This is a genomic window from Sorangium sp. So ce204, from assembly GCF_051526795.1.
GTDB classification, from domain to species: domain Bacteria; phylum Myxococcota_A; class Polyangia; order Polyangiales; family Polyangiaceae; genus Sorangium; species Sorangium cellulosum_B.
Genome location: NZ_CP150317.1, coordinates 2,832,581 through 2,847,728 on the forward strand (window position 1 = coordinate 2,832,581; position 15,148 = coordinate 2,847,728).

Annotated in this window: 14 protein-coding genes and 1 pseudogene; 8 read left to right on the plus strand and 7 right to left on the minus strand. The window is 71.3% G+C overall.

Annotation, left to right across the window (positions count from 1 at the left end; all coding sequences use genetic code 11):
• Positions 1-92 precede the first annotated feature (92 nt).
• Genes WMF22_RS10780 through WMF22_RS10790 form a run of 3 tightly spaced genes read right to left on the minus strand, consistent with a single transcriptional unit; the run spans position 93 to position 2,863 of the window.
• Entirely contained in the window at positions 93-1,121 is a 1,029-nt protein-coding gene (locus WMF22_RS10780; protein ID WP_437299018.1) for a lysylphosphatidylglycerol synthase transmembrane domain-containing protein, read from the minus strand.
• Positions 1,122-1,133: 12 nt separating this feature from the next.
• Positions 1,134-1,844 carry a class I SAM-dependent methyltransferase gene (locus tag WMF22_RS10785; protein WP_438035693.1) on the minus strand — a complete coding sequence of 237 codons (711 nt, stop codon included), beginning with the start codon at positions 1,842-1,844 and terminating at the stop codon, positions 1,134-1,136.
• A complete protein-coding gene (locus tag WMF22_RS10790; RefSeq protein WP_437299020.1) occupies positions 1,841-2,863 on the minus strand; it encodes a glycosyltransferase family 2 protein in 1,023 nt (340 codons plus the stop codon). The genes WMF22_RS10785 and WMF22_RS10790 overlap by 4 nt, the downstream gene beginning before the upstream one ends.
• A 403-nt stretch (positions 2,864-3,266) precedes the next feature.
• Between WMF22_RS10790 and WMF22_RS10795 the strand changes: the two are divergent.
• Positions 3,267-3,452: pseudogene (locus WMF22_RS10795) on the plus strand (peptide-N-glycosidase F-related protein); the annotation flags it as partial.
• Between the two features lie 76 nt (positions 3,453-3,528).
• Here the strand turns inward: WMF22_RS10795 and WMF22_RS10800 are convergent.
• Positions 3,529-4,152, minus strand: coding sequence for an RNA 2'-phosphotransferase (locus WMF22_RS10800; RefSeq protein WP_437299021.1), 624 nt, complete (start codon positions 4,150-4,152; stop codon positions 3,529-3,531).
• Positions 4,153-4,359: 207 nt separating this feature from the next.
• Here WMF22_RS10800 and WMF22_RS10805 point away from each other — a divergent pair, with 207 nt between their 5' ends.
• Positions 4,360-5,325, plus strand: a complete 966-nt coding sequence (locus WMF22_RS10805) for a LysR family transcriptional regulator (protein ID WP_437299022.1) — start codon at positions 4,360-4,362, stop codon at positions 5,323-5,325.
• 70 nt (positions 5,326-5,395) lie between these two features.
• Here the strand turns inward: WMF22_RS10805 and WMF22_RS10810 are convergent, their stop codons facing one another.
• Positions 5,396-5,737 carry a lipocalin/fatty-acid binding family protein gene (locus WMF22_RS10810; RefSeq protein WP_437299023.1) on the minus strand — a complete coding sequence of 114 codons (342 nt, stop codon included), beginning with the start codon at positions 5,735-5,737 and terminating at the stop codon, positions 5,396-5,398.
• 587 nt (positions 5,738-6,324) lie between these two features.
• On the opposite strand from WMF22_RS10810, the gene WMF22_RS10815 reads away from it, so the two are divergent.
• On the plus strand, positions 6,325-7,848 hold the full coding sequence (locus WMF22_RS10815) for a hypothetical protein (RefSeq protein WP_437299024.1): 1,524 nt from the start codon (positions 6,325-6,327) through the stop codon (positions 7,846-7,848).
• 88 nt (positions 7,849-7,936) lie between these two features.
• On the opposite strand, the gene WMF22_RS10820 is transcribed toward WMF22_RS10815, so the two are convergent.
• Positions 7,937-8,479 (minus strand): DinB family protein, encoded by a 543-nt coding sequence (locus tag WMF22_RS10820; RefSeq protein WP_437299025.1) that lies wholly within the window; start codon positions 8,477-8,479, stop codon positions 7,937-7,939.
• A 222-nt stretch (positions 8,480-8,701) separates the two neighbouring features.
• Between WMF22_RS10820 and WMF22_RS10825 the strand changes: the two genes are divergently transcribed.
• From WMF22_RS10825 to WMF22_RS10845, 5 genes are all read left to right on the plus strand, one after another.
• Positions 8,702-9,508, plus strand: a complete 807-nt coding sequence (locus WMF22_RS10825) for a class I SAM-dependent methyltransferase (RefSeq protein ID WP_438035694.1) — start codon at positions 8,702-8,704, stop codon at positions 9,506-9,508.
• A gap of 354 nt (positions 9,509-9,862) precedes the next feature.
• Positions 9,863-10,723 carry a GNAT family N-acetyltransferase gene (locus WMF22_RS10830; protein ID WP_438035695.1) on the plus strand — a complete coding sequence of 287 codons (861 nt, stop codon included), beginning with the start codon at positions 9,863-9,865 and terminating at the stop codon, positions 10,721-10,723.
• A complete protein-coding gene (locus tag WMF22_RS10835) occupies positions 10,702-11,145 on the plus strand; it encodes a GNAT family N-acetyltransferase (protein WP_438035696.1) in 444 nt (147 codons plus the stop codon). The genes WMF22_RS10830 and WMF22_RS10835 overlap by 22 nt, the downstream gene beginning before the upstream one ends.
• A 267-nt stretch (positions 11,146-11,412) precedes the next feature.
• Entirely contained in the window at positions 11,413-12,144 is a 732-nt protein-coding gene (gene aqpZ / locus WMF22_RS10840; RefSeq protein ID WP_437299027.1) for an aquaporin Z, read from the plus strand.
• 127 nt (positions 12,145-12,271) lie between these two features.
• A complete protein-coding gene (locus tag WMF22_RS10845) occupies positions 12,272-14,206 on the plus strand; it encodes a DUF6798 domain-containing protein (protein WP_438035697.1) in 1,935 nt (644 codons plus the stop codon).
• Between the two features lie 67 nt (positions 14,207-14,273).
• On the opposite strand, the gene WMF22_RS10850 is transcribed toward WMF22_RS10845, so the two are convergent.
• Entirely contained in the window at positions 14,274-15,071 is a 798-nt protein-coding gene (locus tag WMF22_RS10850) for a sulfite exporter TauE/SafE family protein (protein WP_437299029.1), read from the minus strand.
• Between the last annotated feature and the right edge of the window lie 77 nt (positions 15,072-15,148).

The window sequence follows — 15,148 nt, forward strand, 5'->3', positions numbered from 1 at the left end:
CACGACTCGATGGGCTTGATGGTTCGTCGACAGTGAATAGGTGATCATCCCTCCGAATCGGCTTCAATCGTCCTGGTCGACGGTGCCCTTCATCACGAAGGCTTGGCCGCGTCTTTGGGGAACGACTCCGGCGCCGGCAAACGAGCGGGAGGCTCCCCGATGGGCGGCGGAGCGAGGTGCCAGCTCAGGACCCCCAGTACGGCCACGGCGACGTAAATGACGAGGAAGACGCCAAGCCCGAAGACCACGCCCTTCTCCGAGGCATAACCGAGCACCGGAAACACGAGCGAGAAAAAGAGCTCGCGCACGCCGATGCCAGAGACGGAGATCGGCAGCAAGCCGAGCAGGCTGGCGACGGCGAGCAGGCAGCAGACATCGAAAAAACCAATGGGAGCCCCGAGCGCGCCAGCCAGCCAGTAACCTTGGAGGAAATTCAAGAGCAGCGCGGAGAGCGAGAGCAAGAGCGCGAGCCCGACGTGGCGCGCCCGCTGCGCCCGAAGCGCGGCGAGGAAACGCTCGAACCCTTCGCTCGAGAGATCACCGGGCAGGCGCCGATACACAGCGCCGACCGCGCGACGAGCGAGCGGACGATAGAAAAGGACAAGCGGCCCGAGCGCGACGAGGCCCACGCCGAGCCAGGTGATCTTCGCGAGATCTCCGGCGATGACGCCGGAGAAACGAGCAATGCCGACCGCGACGAACGCGAGGAGGACATAGAGATCGAAGAGCCTGTCGAGCACGACGAGCGCCATCCCCTCGGCATAAGGCATCTCGAGGTCGTGCCGGAGGTACTGGACCCGCAACACATCGCCCACGCGCCCCGGGGTCATCAGGCCGACGTAGACGGTGGCGAGGAACGACGTCCAGGCCCGCGCCCGAGGGAGGCGACGCCCACGCGCCGCGAGCAGCACATCCCAGCGGAGCACCTTGAACCATAAAACGCCGAGGTTCACGGCGAGGGCGAGGAGCAGAGGCGCGACGTCGGCCGCGAGCAGGGCGTCGAGCGCGACGCGCGAGTCGCGCATACGAAGGAAAACGAGCACGAGGAGCAGAGGCCCCACGAGCTGAATACCGAGCCTGAGGAGCCTCCTCCGCGAATCCTGCGAATTCTTCGACGCCACGGGCCAGAAGCCCTACTCAGGGTCCTTGCGACCGAGGATGCAAAGGTTGATCATGAGCCGGGAGGCGACCTGCAGACGCTCGTCGAAAGAACGAGAGAGCTCGTGGAGGCCAAACTGGAACGGGAAGAGGTGCAGCCCCTTGCGCCGGATGATCTTGACCCCCCCGTCCCCGAGCGGACGCGCGAGCGACCCCCACGTGCTGAAATTCTCGTGGCCGTCGAAAGCCCGAAGCTTGAGGCGAGACGCGAGGCGGACGACAGGCTGCCACAAGAGATTCGGCGTGCTGAGCGAGAGATACCCGCCGGGCTTGAGCACCCCCGCCATTTGCCGGAGGCAAGCCTGCGGATCCGGGGTATGCTCGATGCACTCGGACGAGAGCACGAGATCGAATCGATCGCGGCCGAATTGATCGACGAGGCGGAGGGCGTCGGCGACGACGGCCTCGCAGCCGACCCTCTTGCGCGTGGCCTCGACGAGGTTCGGGCCGAGATCACAGGCCGTGACGATGGCCCCGCGCTTCGCGAGCGCCTCGCTGAAGTACCCGAGGCCGCAGCCGACGTCGAGCGCGTGTTTGCCGCGGACCATCTCGTCCGTGAGAAACTCGTCGACGAGCGTCTCGACGCGGCGCTGCGTATCGTACTGGGAGAGCGCTCTCTCGAAGCGATCACCGAGCCGGTCGTGGGAGTATTCTCGTTGATCGGGCACGCGGCTTGACATCGTCATCCCTGCTCATTCGCGAGCTCGAGGGGCGCCTCCGTCCGTGCGTTCTTCTTGGCCGCAGCGGACGTCGCGCGCCTCGGGCGCTCTTCGGGGGTTTGTTTGAAAACGTAAAGGGGCCTGCCCTTCACCTGCTCGAATATACGCGCGAGATATTCACCAATGAGCCCCGTGAACGCGAGCTGAAGCCCGCCCAGGATGAGCAGCGTGCCGAGCAGCGAGCTCCAGCCGGGCTCCGTGTCGTGCAGCCATAACGCACGCCCGATGACGTACACGAGGTAAAGCGCCCCGAGCGCGGCGATCCCCACGCCGACCCGGGTCGCGAGCCGGATCGGCGCGACGGAGAACGCGAAGACGGCATCGAGCGCGAGCCGCAGCATCTTCCGCAACGAATACTTCGAATGCCCCGCAGCGCGAGGCGGCGCGACGTACGGGACGTACGCGCGGCGAAAGCCCATCCACGCGACGAGGCCCCGGACAAACCGGTGCCGCTCGGGCATACCGGCGAGCACCTTGCGCGCCTTGCGCGACATCAAGCAGAAATCAGCCGCGCCAGGCTCGATCCGGGTGTCGCTGAGCCAGTTGATGACCGTGTAAAACCCATCCGAGCTCAGCCGCTTGAAGAGCGTGGCGTCGTCCGTGCTCCTCCGGACGGCCGATACGACGTCATGCCCCGCCCGCCACGAATCAAGCATCTCCGGGATCAGCGTCGGCGGATGCTGGAGATCCGAGTCCATCACGATCGTCGCGTCCCCGCGCGATTTCGCGATGCCCGCCGAAATGGCCACCTGATGCCCGAAATTGCGGGACAACGAGTACACGAGCACCCGCTCGTCCCGGTCGGCGAGGGCGTTGAGCTCGTCGAGCGTCGCGTCGCTGCTGCCGTCGTCGACGAGCAGGATGCGGTGATCGATGTCCTTCAGCGAAGAAAGAACAGCCTTCAGCGCGTCGTAAAATGCACCGATGACCTCTGCTTCGTTGTAGCAAGGGCTCACCACATAAAGCACAGGCTTCTTGACGCTCATCAGGCGCGGCTCGCGCATGGACCCGCGCATGCTACCCGGTAGGCTTACCATGTCAACGGCCAATCACAGGCCCCGAGGCCTCACCCGAGCCCGCCCGGGCACGCTTTTTCGCCTCCGCTCTCCGAGCGCCCGCTTTTTCGCCTCCGCTCTCCGAGCGCCCGCTCTTCTGCAAGTCCGAGAGGTAGACCGCCGTCCGGCCGAGCCCGTCCTCCGAGGGCACGCGGGGCTCGTACTCGAGCAGCTCGAAAGCCCGAGAAAACCAGGCGAGCGAGTGATGCACATCCCCAGCCCTCGGGCCATCGTGCTCGATCGACGGAGGCCGGCCAGGCTGCCGCTCGAGCTCTCGGCAAAGCGGAATGTGCCGATGTAATCGAGACACCAGCGGGTCGAGATCACTGGTGCTCTGACACCGTCTCGTCGGGGGCGGCGCCCCCGGCTCGCGCTGAACACGTCGAATCACGGCGCCAAGCAGGGCGGCGAGGAGCACATTCGCCGCGAGCATTTCGTGCACGTCGACGGCAAGCTGGCCTTGCAGGACAAGCCCGGTCGCATGTCGTGTGAGCCGTTCCGCAAGCACAACACGCAGGGCAACGGCATCTACGGGCGGTCGCCGCGGTCGGACGGGATGATCCGCGTCTCGCGAAGCGCCGGGGCCTTTCCGGACATCACGCCGCGCCGCGCGACCGGTCGCCGAAGAGCAGCGCCCGCAGCGCCTCGGCCTCCCGCTGCGCCCGCGCCACGATGGGCATCAGCCCCACGAGGCACTCGACCGGCACCTCCCGCACCAGGATCACCCCGTTCTGGCTGCGGAACACGCGCACGCCGCGCGCCCGGAGCCTCGCCGGGCTGATCTCGAGCATCACGTCGACCTTCGCGCGCTTGCCCACTGCGCTGCCGAGCGCGTCGGTGCAGTGGACGTGCGTGCGCGCCGCCGGCCGGATCCCGTCGCGCGCGATGCCCCTCACGGCGTCGACGCTGGTGCCGTGCCAGATCGACGCGTCGCCGTGGACCTCCTCCCACGACGCCTCGAGGCCCGCGAGCGTCACCGGCATCCCGTCGCGCGAGTGCCCTTGCGAGGCGCGCACCCGGTCGCCGCGGATCTCGAGGCGGTTCTTCGTGTTCTTCTCCACCACCTCGTCGAGCACCGGCCGGGAGATCCGGAGCGCCTTGAGGACGTCGTCCACGGCCACCCAGCCGGCGTCGTCCATGGCGACGCCCTGCGAGGGCGCCGCGTGGCGGAGCAGCCAGGAGAGCTTCTTGCTCGTGTCGGTCAAGCGATCGCGGCCCATCGTCAAGCTCCATTCCCGTCTCGTGAACCGGGGCCGCGGCCCGCGGTTCGCGCGGGCACGCAGGGGCCTCCGGAAGGTCCCTGGACGGTGCAGGGACCGGGACCGAAACCGTGAAGGGAATCGGTACGAGGAAAGAATAGACGCCAGGCTATCATCCGGAAGAAGTATTTCTGGAGCCGCTATCGCGTTTCGCGATAGCTTGCCGCCATGCTCAACCTCGACTGGCTCGGCGCCTTCGTGGTCTTCACCGAGCACCTCAACTTCACGCGCGCGGCGCGGGCGCTGCACGTCTCGCAGCCTGCGCTCCACGCCCAGATCGGCAAGCTGGGCGAGGCGCTCGGCGTCACGCTCTACCAGCGGCGCGGGCAGCGGCTGGAGCTCACGGCCGACGGCAAGCGCGTCGCCGCGTTCGGGCGCGAGGTCGGCGAGCGGACGCGCTCGTTCCTCGACGTGCTCCGCCACGGCGAGAGCCGGGAGCCAGTGGTGCTCTGCGCCGGGGAGGGCTCGTACCTCTACCTGCTCGGCGAGGGGATCCGCGCCTTCTCCGCGCGCGCCGCCGCCCCGCTCCGGCTGCTCACGCGCGACCGGGAGGGCACGCTCGAGGCCGTCGCGGCGGGCGAGGCGCACCTCGGCGTCGCGCCGCTCGAGGGGGCGCCGGACGGGCTCGCCGCCGAGCGCCTCACCGAGGTGGCGCAGGTCCTTGTCGTCCCTGACGGCCACCCGCTCGCCCGGAAGCGCCACATCCGGCTGCGCGACCTCGAGGGGGCGCGGCTCGTCGTCCCCGGCCCGTCGCGGCCCCACCGGGCCCTGCTCGCCCAGGCGCTGCTCTCGGCCGGTGTCCGCTGGGAGCCGGCGGTCGAGGCGAACGGCTGGGAGCTGATGCTCCACTTCGTCCAGCTCGGCGTCGGCATCGCGGTGGTCAACGCCTGCTGCCGCCTCCCCCGCGGCCTCGCCGCGCGCCCGCTGCCCGAGCTGCCGCGCAAGGTCTTCTATCTCGTCCGCCGGCGCGGCGGCGAGCTCCAGGGCGCGGCCGCGGAGCTCCGGGACGCGCTGCTCGCGCACGCCGCGGCGTGGCAGAGAACCCATGCGTTGAGCGCGTCGGGCGCGTCGCGCGCGTCAGGCGCGTCGCGCGCGCCCGACGCCGCCCCGACGGCGCCCGCGCGCCGGCGCTGAGCCCCCGCATCGCTCTTCCTGCCGCCTGCCGGTCTCTGCCGGTCTCCCTCCCGGACGCTGGCTCCCGGGCTCAGGCCGCCTTTCTCGACTTCTGCTTGCCCTGCTTCGCCTTCTTGCCGCCGACATCGTCCGGGCGGCTCACCAGCTTCGAGAAGTTGCTCGGCTGCCCGTCCGCTGTCTTCTCCTGGTACACGAAGGCGAGGTTCGACTGCTCGAACTTGTCGAAGAAGTCCTCCCACGAGATCTCCTCCAGGGTGCCTTCCCCGCTGTACCCGGGGAAATCGATGCGGAGGATGCCAGGCTCACCGCCCTCCTGGGTGCTCTTCACCGTCGCCGGGCGGCCTCCGCGCGATTCGGCCCACTGGCGGATCTCGTCATGATCGATGGTCGTCTTCGATGAGCTGGCCGACATGGTATTCCCTCCTGTGCTCGTGCATCGGCGCGGGGAACGGCAATCCGCATGCCAGAGGCCGATGAGAAGATCCGGGCACGCGATGGACGACCTCGGCCATACGGCGGCTCCCTGGACCGAGCGCGCCGCGGAGCCCGTCGCGCTGCCGAACCGCGCCGTCGTGCCTGCGACGCGTCGCGGCCACCACGCGGAGACCGTGGTGAAAGCAGGGGAGCTCTGCTGTGGTCGACGATGGGCTCGGCGATACAATTTGCCCCGCCTGCGGCGAAATGCTGCCGGCCGGCGCAGGTCCTCGTCGGAGAGCGCGTTCCCCTGGATCCGCTTGAACCTGAAGCAGACAGGCCGACAGACTGACTGCTCGAATGCTGACAGACAGACTGCCTGGCAGACAGAAACAGCCCGACACGCGACGCGCGGCGCCCTCATGGAGGCACACGTGTACGCAGTGAAAGCATCCCGGTGGCGCTCGCCACGGAACCAGGCGTCCCCATTGTAGCTCGCGCTCGATGTAACCCACGTGGGCCGGGCCAACCCGGTTGGGCGGCCGAGAGATCGAGAGAGCGCGTATCGACGCGGGGGCGCCGCTCGTGCTACCTAGAATCGAGCGCCGCGATGTGCGCGCTGCCGAGGCCGAGGACGTGACCGCCGCGCACCATCTGCTCCTCCGGGTCGCTGTGATCGCCGTCGCCACGGCGACCACCGCGACCGCGGGCGCGCGCCCGCCGCGCCCCGCGCCGGCCGCCCCGCAGGCCCACCCGCCGCGCCCCGCGCCGGCGGCCTCGCCAGTGCGCCCGCCGCGCCGTGCGCCAGCCCCCTCGCCGGGGCGGCCGCCGCGCCCTGCGCCGGCCGCCCCGCAGGCTCACCCGCCGCGCCCCGCGCCGGCCACCCCGCAGGCGCCCCCGGCTTCGCTCGCCCCGCCGGCCCTGCCTTCCGCGGCTTCCCCCGAGCCCGCGGCCTGGCGCGCGCTCGTCGTGGGCGGCGGCCCGAGGCCGCCCATGAACCAGGTGGCCATCGAAGGCCACATCCGGTACTTCCAGTCGCTGCTCCCGGCCTGGGCGGAGCGGCGCGTCCTGTTCGCCGACGGGCGCCGGGGCACGCGGAGCGTGCAGTTCCTCGACGGCGGCCACACGCGCTACCGCGCGCCCAGGCTGCCGCGCATCGACGGGGCGACCACCCGCCCCGGGTTCGACGCGATCTGGCGCAGGTTCGTCCACGCGCGCCCCGCCGACCCGTTGCTGCTGTATTTCGCCGGCCACGGGAGCCCGGATCCAGGGCACGATCTCGACAACAACGTATTCGACCTCTGGGGCGGCGGAGCGCTGTCCGTGCGCGATCTCGCTGCCCGCATGAAGGAGCTGCCCGCCGGCACGCCCGTCGTCCTCGTCATGGCCCAGTGCTACTCCGGCTCGTTCGCGAACCTCCTCTTCGAGGGCGGCAGGCCCGACGGCGAGCTGGTCGAGCGCGACATCGTCGGCTTCTTCGCGGCGACCCGGGACCGCCCCGCGTCGGGCTGCACGCCCGAGATCGATGAGGCGGATTACACCGATTTCAGCAGCTTCTTCTTCGCCGCCCTCTCGGGCGTCGATCGCCTCGGGAAGCGCGTCCACGGCGCCGATTACGACCGGAACCAGCTCGTGGGGATGAACGAGGCGTTCGCGTACGCCCTCCTCCACCAGGAGACGGGCGATGTGCCGGTCGCGACGTCCGATGTGTTCCTGCGCCGCTTCGTCAACAAGCCCGATCACGAGACCATGGCGACGCCCTACTCCAGGGTCCTCTCGTGGTCGACCCCGGCGGAGCGGGCCGCGCTCGAGGGGCTCTCGGACGCGCTGGGCCTCCACGGAGAGCACCGGCTCCGGGCCGCCTACGAACGCGAGTTCGGGCCCCGGGCGGGCAGGAGAGACGTCGAGGACGTGGACTCGGCCCACCGCCTGCGGTTCATCCGGCTCGCCAAGAGCGTGGTGCTCGCGCGGACGCTGCGGCAGAGCGGCAACCGCGCGCGGATCGAGCGCTTCGAGCGGCTGCGCGCCGCCGAGGCGCGCAATCCGCTCGTCGAGGTCAGGGCGGCGAGCCAGGCGCGGCAGGACGGCCGGCGGCGCGCCGCCCGGTGATCCCGAGCTGGCCCCGCCCGCCCGCCCAGGGGGCTGTCGGACCACCGGACAGCCGCGCTCGCCGCGGGGCGAGGCGCGCGTGCGCGTGTCATGACGCGCGGCTCTCGTCCCGCAGCATCGCGATCAGATCGGTCGCGCCAGGGTCGATCCCCATCTGTGTGAGCAGGGTGGTCACCTGACCGCGGTGATGGGTCTGATGATTGAAGAGGTGCCCCACGGACCACCAGAGCGGAGAGGTGTAGACCGTCCCGCTCCGCGTGTACGTCAGGTCTCCCGCGAGCGCCCGGTCATCGAGCTCGTGCACCCAGGCGAGGATATCCGCGTCCGTCCTGGCGCGCTCGCGGGAGAGATCGCCGAAGTCCGCGTAGAGCTCCTGCGAGAGCGCGGTGATCTCGATGGCCTTCCCGCTCGGATCGCGGGAGACGAACCGCTCCGCGCCGCCGGTGAAGCGCCCCATCCACGTGCGGTCGGCGAGCAGGATATGGTTCAACGTGCCGTGGATCGACCGGAAGAAGGCCCCGCGATCGCGCTTGCGCTCCACGTCGTCGAGCTCGCCGACCAGCGCAAAGAGCCTGTCGTTCATCCACCGGTTGTAGCGAGCCAAGGCGCGGTACTGGTCGATCCAGCTCATGAGCGACTCCTCGTGGTTCGAGAGCAGGCGCGGACGCTACCACGCCCGCCCCCGACGGCGAAACCGGGCCAGCACCGCCGCCTTCGCGCGCAGCCGTCGAGATCGCGCTTGCTCGGTCCGTTATGGCGGACTATCGTCCTCGATAGCAGACACGTGGTGGTCGGGGAGACCCTCCACTCGAACCCGTCTTTCGCCGATCTCCACCTCCTCTCCCAAGGAGCCATGATGGTCAGCCTTTCGCTCGATTCAGCTGTCCTGGCCGAGACGTATGATCGCGTCAGCGATCGGCAGTTCAACCACGGAAAGCTGCTCATCGAAGATCTCCAGATTTCCCCGGGCGAGCGCGTCCTCGACGTCGGGTGTGGGACGGGCCGGCTCGGGGCCTACGTCGCCGATCTGGTCGGCCCCTCCGGCGCGGTGGCCGGCGTCGATCCGCTGCCGCTCCGGGTCGATCTGGCGAACGAGAAGCGCCGGCCGAACTTCCGCGCCAGCGTCGGGCAGGCCGAGGATCTCTCGCAGTTCGTCGCCGGGAGCTTCGATGTCGTGTTCCTGAACAGCGTGCTCCACTGGCTGCCCGAGAAGCTCGGGCCGCTGCGCGAGGCGCGCCGGGTGCTCAAGCGGGGAGGGCGTCTCGGCATCAGCTCGGCCGCCAGGGAGCGCCCGCACGAGTTCGAGCAGGTGATCGAGGGGGTGCTGTCGTCTCTCGGCCTGACCGGCAGCGCGGAGACGCTCGGCAGCACGACCTACAAGGTGACCTCGGACGACCTGACGAGCACCCTCGTGCTCGCCGGCTTCGAGGATCCGAGGCTCCAGATCCGCTCCTTCACGGACCATTTCACGGACACGGACGAGGTGATCGCGTTCTACCTGGCCAGCTCGTTCGGCAACTTCCTGTCCAACCTCGATCCGGCGGGGGCCGCGCGGGTCAAGGCGGCGCTCGCGGCCGAGCTCGAGCGCCGCCGCGCGCCGGAGGGGATCCGGCTGCAACGTCACCTGATCTTCGCCGTGGCGCGCGCGGGAGAGGCCTAGAACAGCGATCATGTTGAAACCCGGAGAAATTTCACAGGGAGGCGAGGAGGCGGGGAGGAAGAAAAAATGAATTTCTCCCTCTTGCCGTCTCTCGCTCCCCGCCTCCCCGCCTCCCTGTGAAAATTCTGCTTTTTCTCGGGGTTTCAACCCGTTTGTCGCTAAGCTCGGCAACCAGCGGCCAGAGGCGACGAGCCGGCCGGCGCGAGCTCTCCAGAGCCCTCTCCGAGCGCACGCCGGTTGCGTGGCCGCGCGCCTCTGCGAGGATACGGCGCCGGCAGGGGCGGGGAGCCCGGTGAGCGCCCGCGCGCGCTCGACGACGGCCGAGGAGCGCCGAGCCCGCCGCTCGGGGGGCAGGTGAGCGAACGACTCGACGTAGAGGTGCTGAGCCGCCGCGAGGAGCTCGAGGCGCTGCGGGAGCCGTGGAGCGCGCTGTGGCAGCGGTGCCCGTCGGCGACGGCGTTCCAGCGGCCGGAGTGGCTGATCCCGTGGTGCCGGGCGCTCGGGCCCGAGGCGGTGCTCGCCCTGGTCTTCCGGTCGGACGAGGGGCTCGTCGGCCTCGCGCCCCTCGCGGTTCACCGCATCGGCGACGAGCGCGTCGTCGCGCTGCTCGGCGCCGGGATCACCGATTACAACGATGTCCTGGCCGCGTCCGGGTACGAGCGCGCGGTCGCGGACGCGGCGCTCGCTTGCCTCGAAGAGCGCGCCGACGCGTGGGACGTCGCCGATCTCCACGACCTGCGCGCGTCGTCGCCGCTGCTCCTCGCCGAGGCGCCCCCCGGCTGGTCGGACGAGGTCGAGAAGCACGAGGCGTGTCCGGCGGTGACGATCCCCGAGGGCGCCGCGCCGGACGCGCCGCTTCCGCCGGGGATGCGCGCGCGCGTCGCCCGCGCGCGGAAGCGTCTCGCGCGGGCCGGGGACCTGCGCCTCGACGTGGCCGACGCGGCGAGCGTGGACGAGCTGCTCGACGCGCTGTTCGTGAACCACACGGCGCGCTGGCGCTCGCGCGGCGAGGGGGGCGTGCTCGACGAGGCGCTCCGGCCGTTCCACCGCGAGGCCGCGCGCGCGCTGTGCGCGCGGGGCGCGCTGCGGCTCTTCGGCCTGCGGCTCGACGGGCGGATCATCGCGTCGCTCTACGGGTTCGCCGAGCGCGGCGGGCTCGCGTCGTACATCACCGGCTTCGATCCGGAGCTCGCGTGGTACAGCCCGGGGTCGTGATGCTCGCCAGCGCGATCGAGCACGCGGCGCGCGAGGGCGCGCGGACCGTGGACTTCCTCCGCGGCCGCGAGCCGTACAAGTACGACTGGGGCGCCGTCGACCGCTGGACGTTCCGCCGGCGGCTGCGGCGCCGGGGCGCGCTCGGCGGAGCCGGGCGAGAGGTCGGGGAGGGCGAGGGCGCGGTGCAGGCCGTGATGTCCGGCGAGGCGTCGCCGGAGGTCGGCCTGGTGCGGCTGCTCGGCGCCGCGGGGGACCTCGCGGCCGCCGCGCGCGCGATTGACGCCGCGCACGCCGCGCACGACGCGGCCGACGCCGCGCGGCTGGCGGCCCGCCACGGGTTCGACGTCCTCGCGAGCGGCGAGCGGGCGTTCTGGCTGTGGGACGCGCGGGCGTACCGGCTGCGGAAGATCGAACACCGGTGAGGGGCGCTCGAAGCGGTCCGACCGCAACGCGGCGGGCCGGGGCTCATCCAATGTCGACGAAGGGCCGGTGGAGCATCGCCTCGGCAGGGTGCCCGCCGGCCGACCGTGCGGCCTGCGCCAGCCGTCGGGATGGCCCCACGGCCGGGCGCGGCCGCCGCAGCGCCTCGGTCTACGTTCGGGCGCGGCCGCTCCACGGTCGGGCGCGGCCGCTGCCGCGCCTCGGTCCGCGTCGAGGGGGCCTTCCGCAGGGGAGATGAAGAGATGGAGATGTCGTTGTCCAGGCGTACGGCCGCAGAGTTTCTCGGAACGTTCTGGCTCGTGCTCGGCGGCTGCGGGAGCGCCGTGCTCTCCGCGGCGTATCCCAGGCTGGGGATCGGCTTCCTGGGCGTGGCGCTCGCGTTCGGGCTCTCCTTCCTGACGATGGCCTACGCGGTGGGCCACATCTCGGGCGCGCACTTCAACCCCGCCGTGACGCTCGGCCTGATCGCCGGCGGGCGCTTTCCCGCGCGAGACATCCTGCCGTACGTCCTCGCCCAGATCGCCGGCGCCATCGTCGCCGCCGGGATCCTCTACGCGATCGCCAGCGGCGCCGCCGGGTTCGCCGTGCAGGCAGGCTTCGCGTCGAATGGCTACGGCGGGCGCTCGCCCGGCGGATACTCGCTCTTCGCGAGCCTCCTGACCGAGATCGTCCTCACGTTCGGCTTCGTGATGGTGGTCCTCGGCGCGACCGATCACGGCGCGCCGCGCGGGTTCGCGCCGATCGCCATCGGGCTCGCGCTCACGCTGGTTCACCTCATCGGGATCCCGGTCACGAACATGTCGGTGAACCCGGCGCGCTCCACCGGTCCTGCCCTGTTCGTCGGCGGAGGGGCGCTGTCTCAGCTCTGGCTCTTCTGGCTCGCCCCGCTCGCCGGCGGCGTGCTCGCGGGCGCCCTCTATCCGGTGCTCGTGGGCCCGAGGCCGAGCCGGGCCGTCGTCACGTCGCCGCCGGTCAGCTGACGAGGCCGAGGAAGGAGGAGGCCGACGGCGCGGATCAGGCCGGCCCGGCGCTCGGCTCCCGGCCCCGCGCGCTGTCGAGATTCCACGCACGGCATCGTGCCACCTATGCTAGGGCTCGCGCCCCGAGATGAGGACCAAGATCGGGACCGGGCCCGGGGCGCCCGAGGCCGAGGCCGACACGGACGCTGCCGCCGGCGCGGATGACGAGAACACCGCCGACGCAGGCGGCGAGGCGAGCTCCGGCGCGGAGGGCGCAGGCGGCGAGGAGAGCTCTCCGCGCGCCGCGCGGCCCGCGGCGGCCGGGCCGGCGCGGCCCTCGCCGCGGCAGAGGCTCGCGCCGCTCCTCCGCGAGCTGCCGGCCGCGCTCATCGCGCTCGTCGTCTCCATCTGCTTCGGGCTGAGCTACGGCGTCAATTACGGCGTCAACAACCAGACGTCGTACCTGCTGGGCGCGCTCCGGCTGCTCGATCCCAGCGTGCTCGCCAAGGACTGGTACGCGACAGGCGCGGCCGACTACCACCCGGCGTTCTCCTACGTGGGCTGGCTGCTGCTCGCCATCGACCGCGGCGGCGCGGCGGTGGGCTGGGGCCTCGTGGTCACCGCGGCGCTCGGCGCCATGTGCGTGTACTGGCTCGCTGTCGAGCTGCTGAAGCAGCGGCGCCTCGCGCTGGCCACCTTCCTGCTGGTGATGGCGATCGCCTTCGTCACCCGCACCGACAGCGTCGCTGTCAGCTACATCTTCGATTTCACCCTCCAGCCCTCCACCCTGGGCAGCCTCTTCCTGCTCGCGGCGCTGCCGCCCCTCGTGGCCGGCCGCACCCTGCTCTCGGGCGTGTTCCTCGGCCTGAGCGGCCTGTTCCACGCCAATTACCTCGTCCTCGGGATCGGCACCTTCGGCCTCACCCAGCTCCTGCTCGGCTGGAGGGACGGCTGGAAGGATCTGGCGCGGCGCATCGCCATGCAGGTCGGACCGGCCATCGCGGTGTTCCTGCTCCTCTCCCCGCTCATCCTCCGCTCGGTGCGCTCGCCGGACGCGGCGTTCGCGCAGGAGATCCTCTTCAACATCCGCGCGCCGCACCATTACGCGCCCACGACCTACAAGAGCAGCTTCTTCCCGGTGGCGGCGTGGCAGATGCTCGGCCTCGGCGCCGGCGGGTGGCTCTTGCGCGGCCGCGAGGGGCGCGGGCGCCGCCTCGGCGCGGTGGTGCTCGCGATGGCGATCCTCCTCTGGACCGGGACGCTGCTCACCACCTGGGTGCAGATCCCGCGCGTCGCGCAGCTCTTCGTGTGGCGCTTCGCGCCGTTCCTCGATCTCCTCATGCAGCTGCTCGTCTGCGCGGCCTCGGTGAGCATCGCGGCCCGCCCCTCCCTCTTCCGGCGCATCCCGCCCGCGGCCCTCACGCTGACGCTGGGCGGCTTCGTCGCCCTGGCCATGCTCGACAAGGGCGGGGATGTGGGGTGGTCGCTCGTGCTGGCCCTCGCGCCCGGCGCCGCGGGCGCCCTCGTCGGCGCGGCGGCGTCGCTGCTCGAGCGCCGGCGCGTCGGTCTCGCCCCGGCGCGCGCATTTCTGTTGCGCTTCGGCGCCTATGCGGTCGTCGCCTACGCGGCGCTCGCCTGCCTCCGCGTCGGCGTGCCCAAGGTGAGGGGCTACCGGGAGCGGTCGAGCGTGATCAAGGGCATGCGCGGGCCCGAGGCCGATATGTACGCCTGGATCCGCGCCAGCACCCCGAAGGACGCGGTGTTCCTCACGCCGCCGCAGCTGGAGCGCTTCCGGCTCCTCGGCGAGCGCGCCATCGTCGTCGACTGGAAGAGCAGCGCCTACGTACCCAGCGAGCTGGTGGAATGGTACCGGCGGCTGGAGGACGTCTCCGGGCGCAAGGGCTTCCGGCGCTCGGACGACCTGTCCGACGGCTACGGGGATCTCGATGCCGCCCGGCTCGGCCCGCTGAAGAAGAAATACAAGCTCGATTACGTGGTGGTGGCGCGCGGCCGGCAGAGGGACCTGCCGGGCAAGGTCGTCTATCAGAATTCGCGCTTCGTGATCCTCGACCTGGCCGGCTGAGACGTCATCGGGGCTCGAGGCTCGCCGCGGGTCGCGTATCGCCTAGGCGTCCGGGCGAGCTGCCGAGCTAGCCGCCGAGCCGGTCCCACGCGAGCTTGGCCGTGAGCGTGAGGCCGAGCGCGACGACGAACCACCGCACCTTCCTGGGCTCGATGCGGCGGGCGACCACGGCGCCGGCGAGCGAGCCGACCACCGCCGCCGCCATCATGATCGGCGTGGCGACCGCGTCGACCGCGCCCGCGAACAGGAACGCGAGCGCCGCCACGCCGTTGATCAGGCTCGCGAGCACCGTCTTGATCCCGTTCAGCCGGTGGATGTCCACGTCGCCCGCGAACGAGGAGAGCAGCGCGAGCATCATGATGCCGATGCCCGCGCCGAAGTAGCCGCCGTAGACGCTCACGAGGAACTGGAGCAGGAACACGAGCCACGGCCGGGAGGGCAGCGCGAAGCGCTCCGCGCCGGGATCGGCCGCGGGTGATGGCACCGCGGAGGGCTTCGCCCGGCGCAGGTTCTGCCAGAGCAGGAGCAGCGTCGCGACGAGCACGAGCCCCGGCACCGCGGCGTCGAACACGCGCTGCGGCGTCACGAGCAGGAGCGCCGAGCCCACGACGCCGCCGAGCAGCGAGGGCAGGAACAGGACGCCGAGGACCCGGTAGTCCCGGGAGAGCTCCCGGCGATACGCCCACGCCGACGCGAGCGACGCCGGCGTGAGCGCCACGGCGTTCGTCGCGTTCGCCGCGAGCGGGGGCAGCCCCGCCGCGATCGCCGCGGGGAACGACACAAGCGTGCCGCCCCCGGCCACCGCGTTGATGGCGCCGGCCACGGCGGCGCCGCCGGCGAGGAGTGCCGCTCTGGTCAGATCCACGGCGCGAGATCGCCCGAGCCCCGCCGGCCTGTCAACCGCCGCGCTTGAGGGGGCGGGCGCGGCGCCCCTAGGATGGA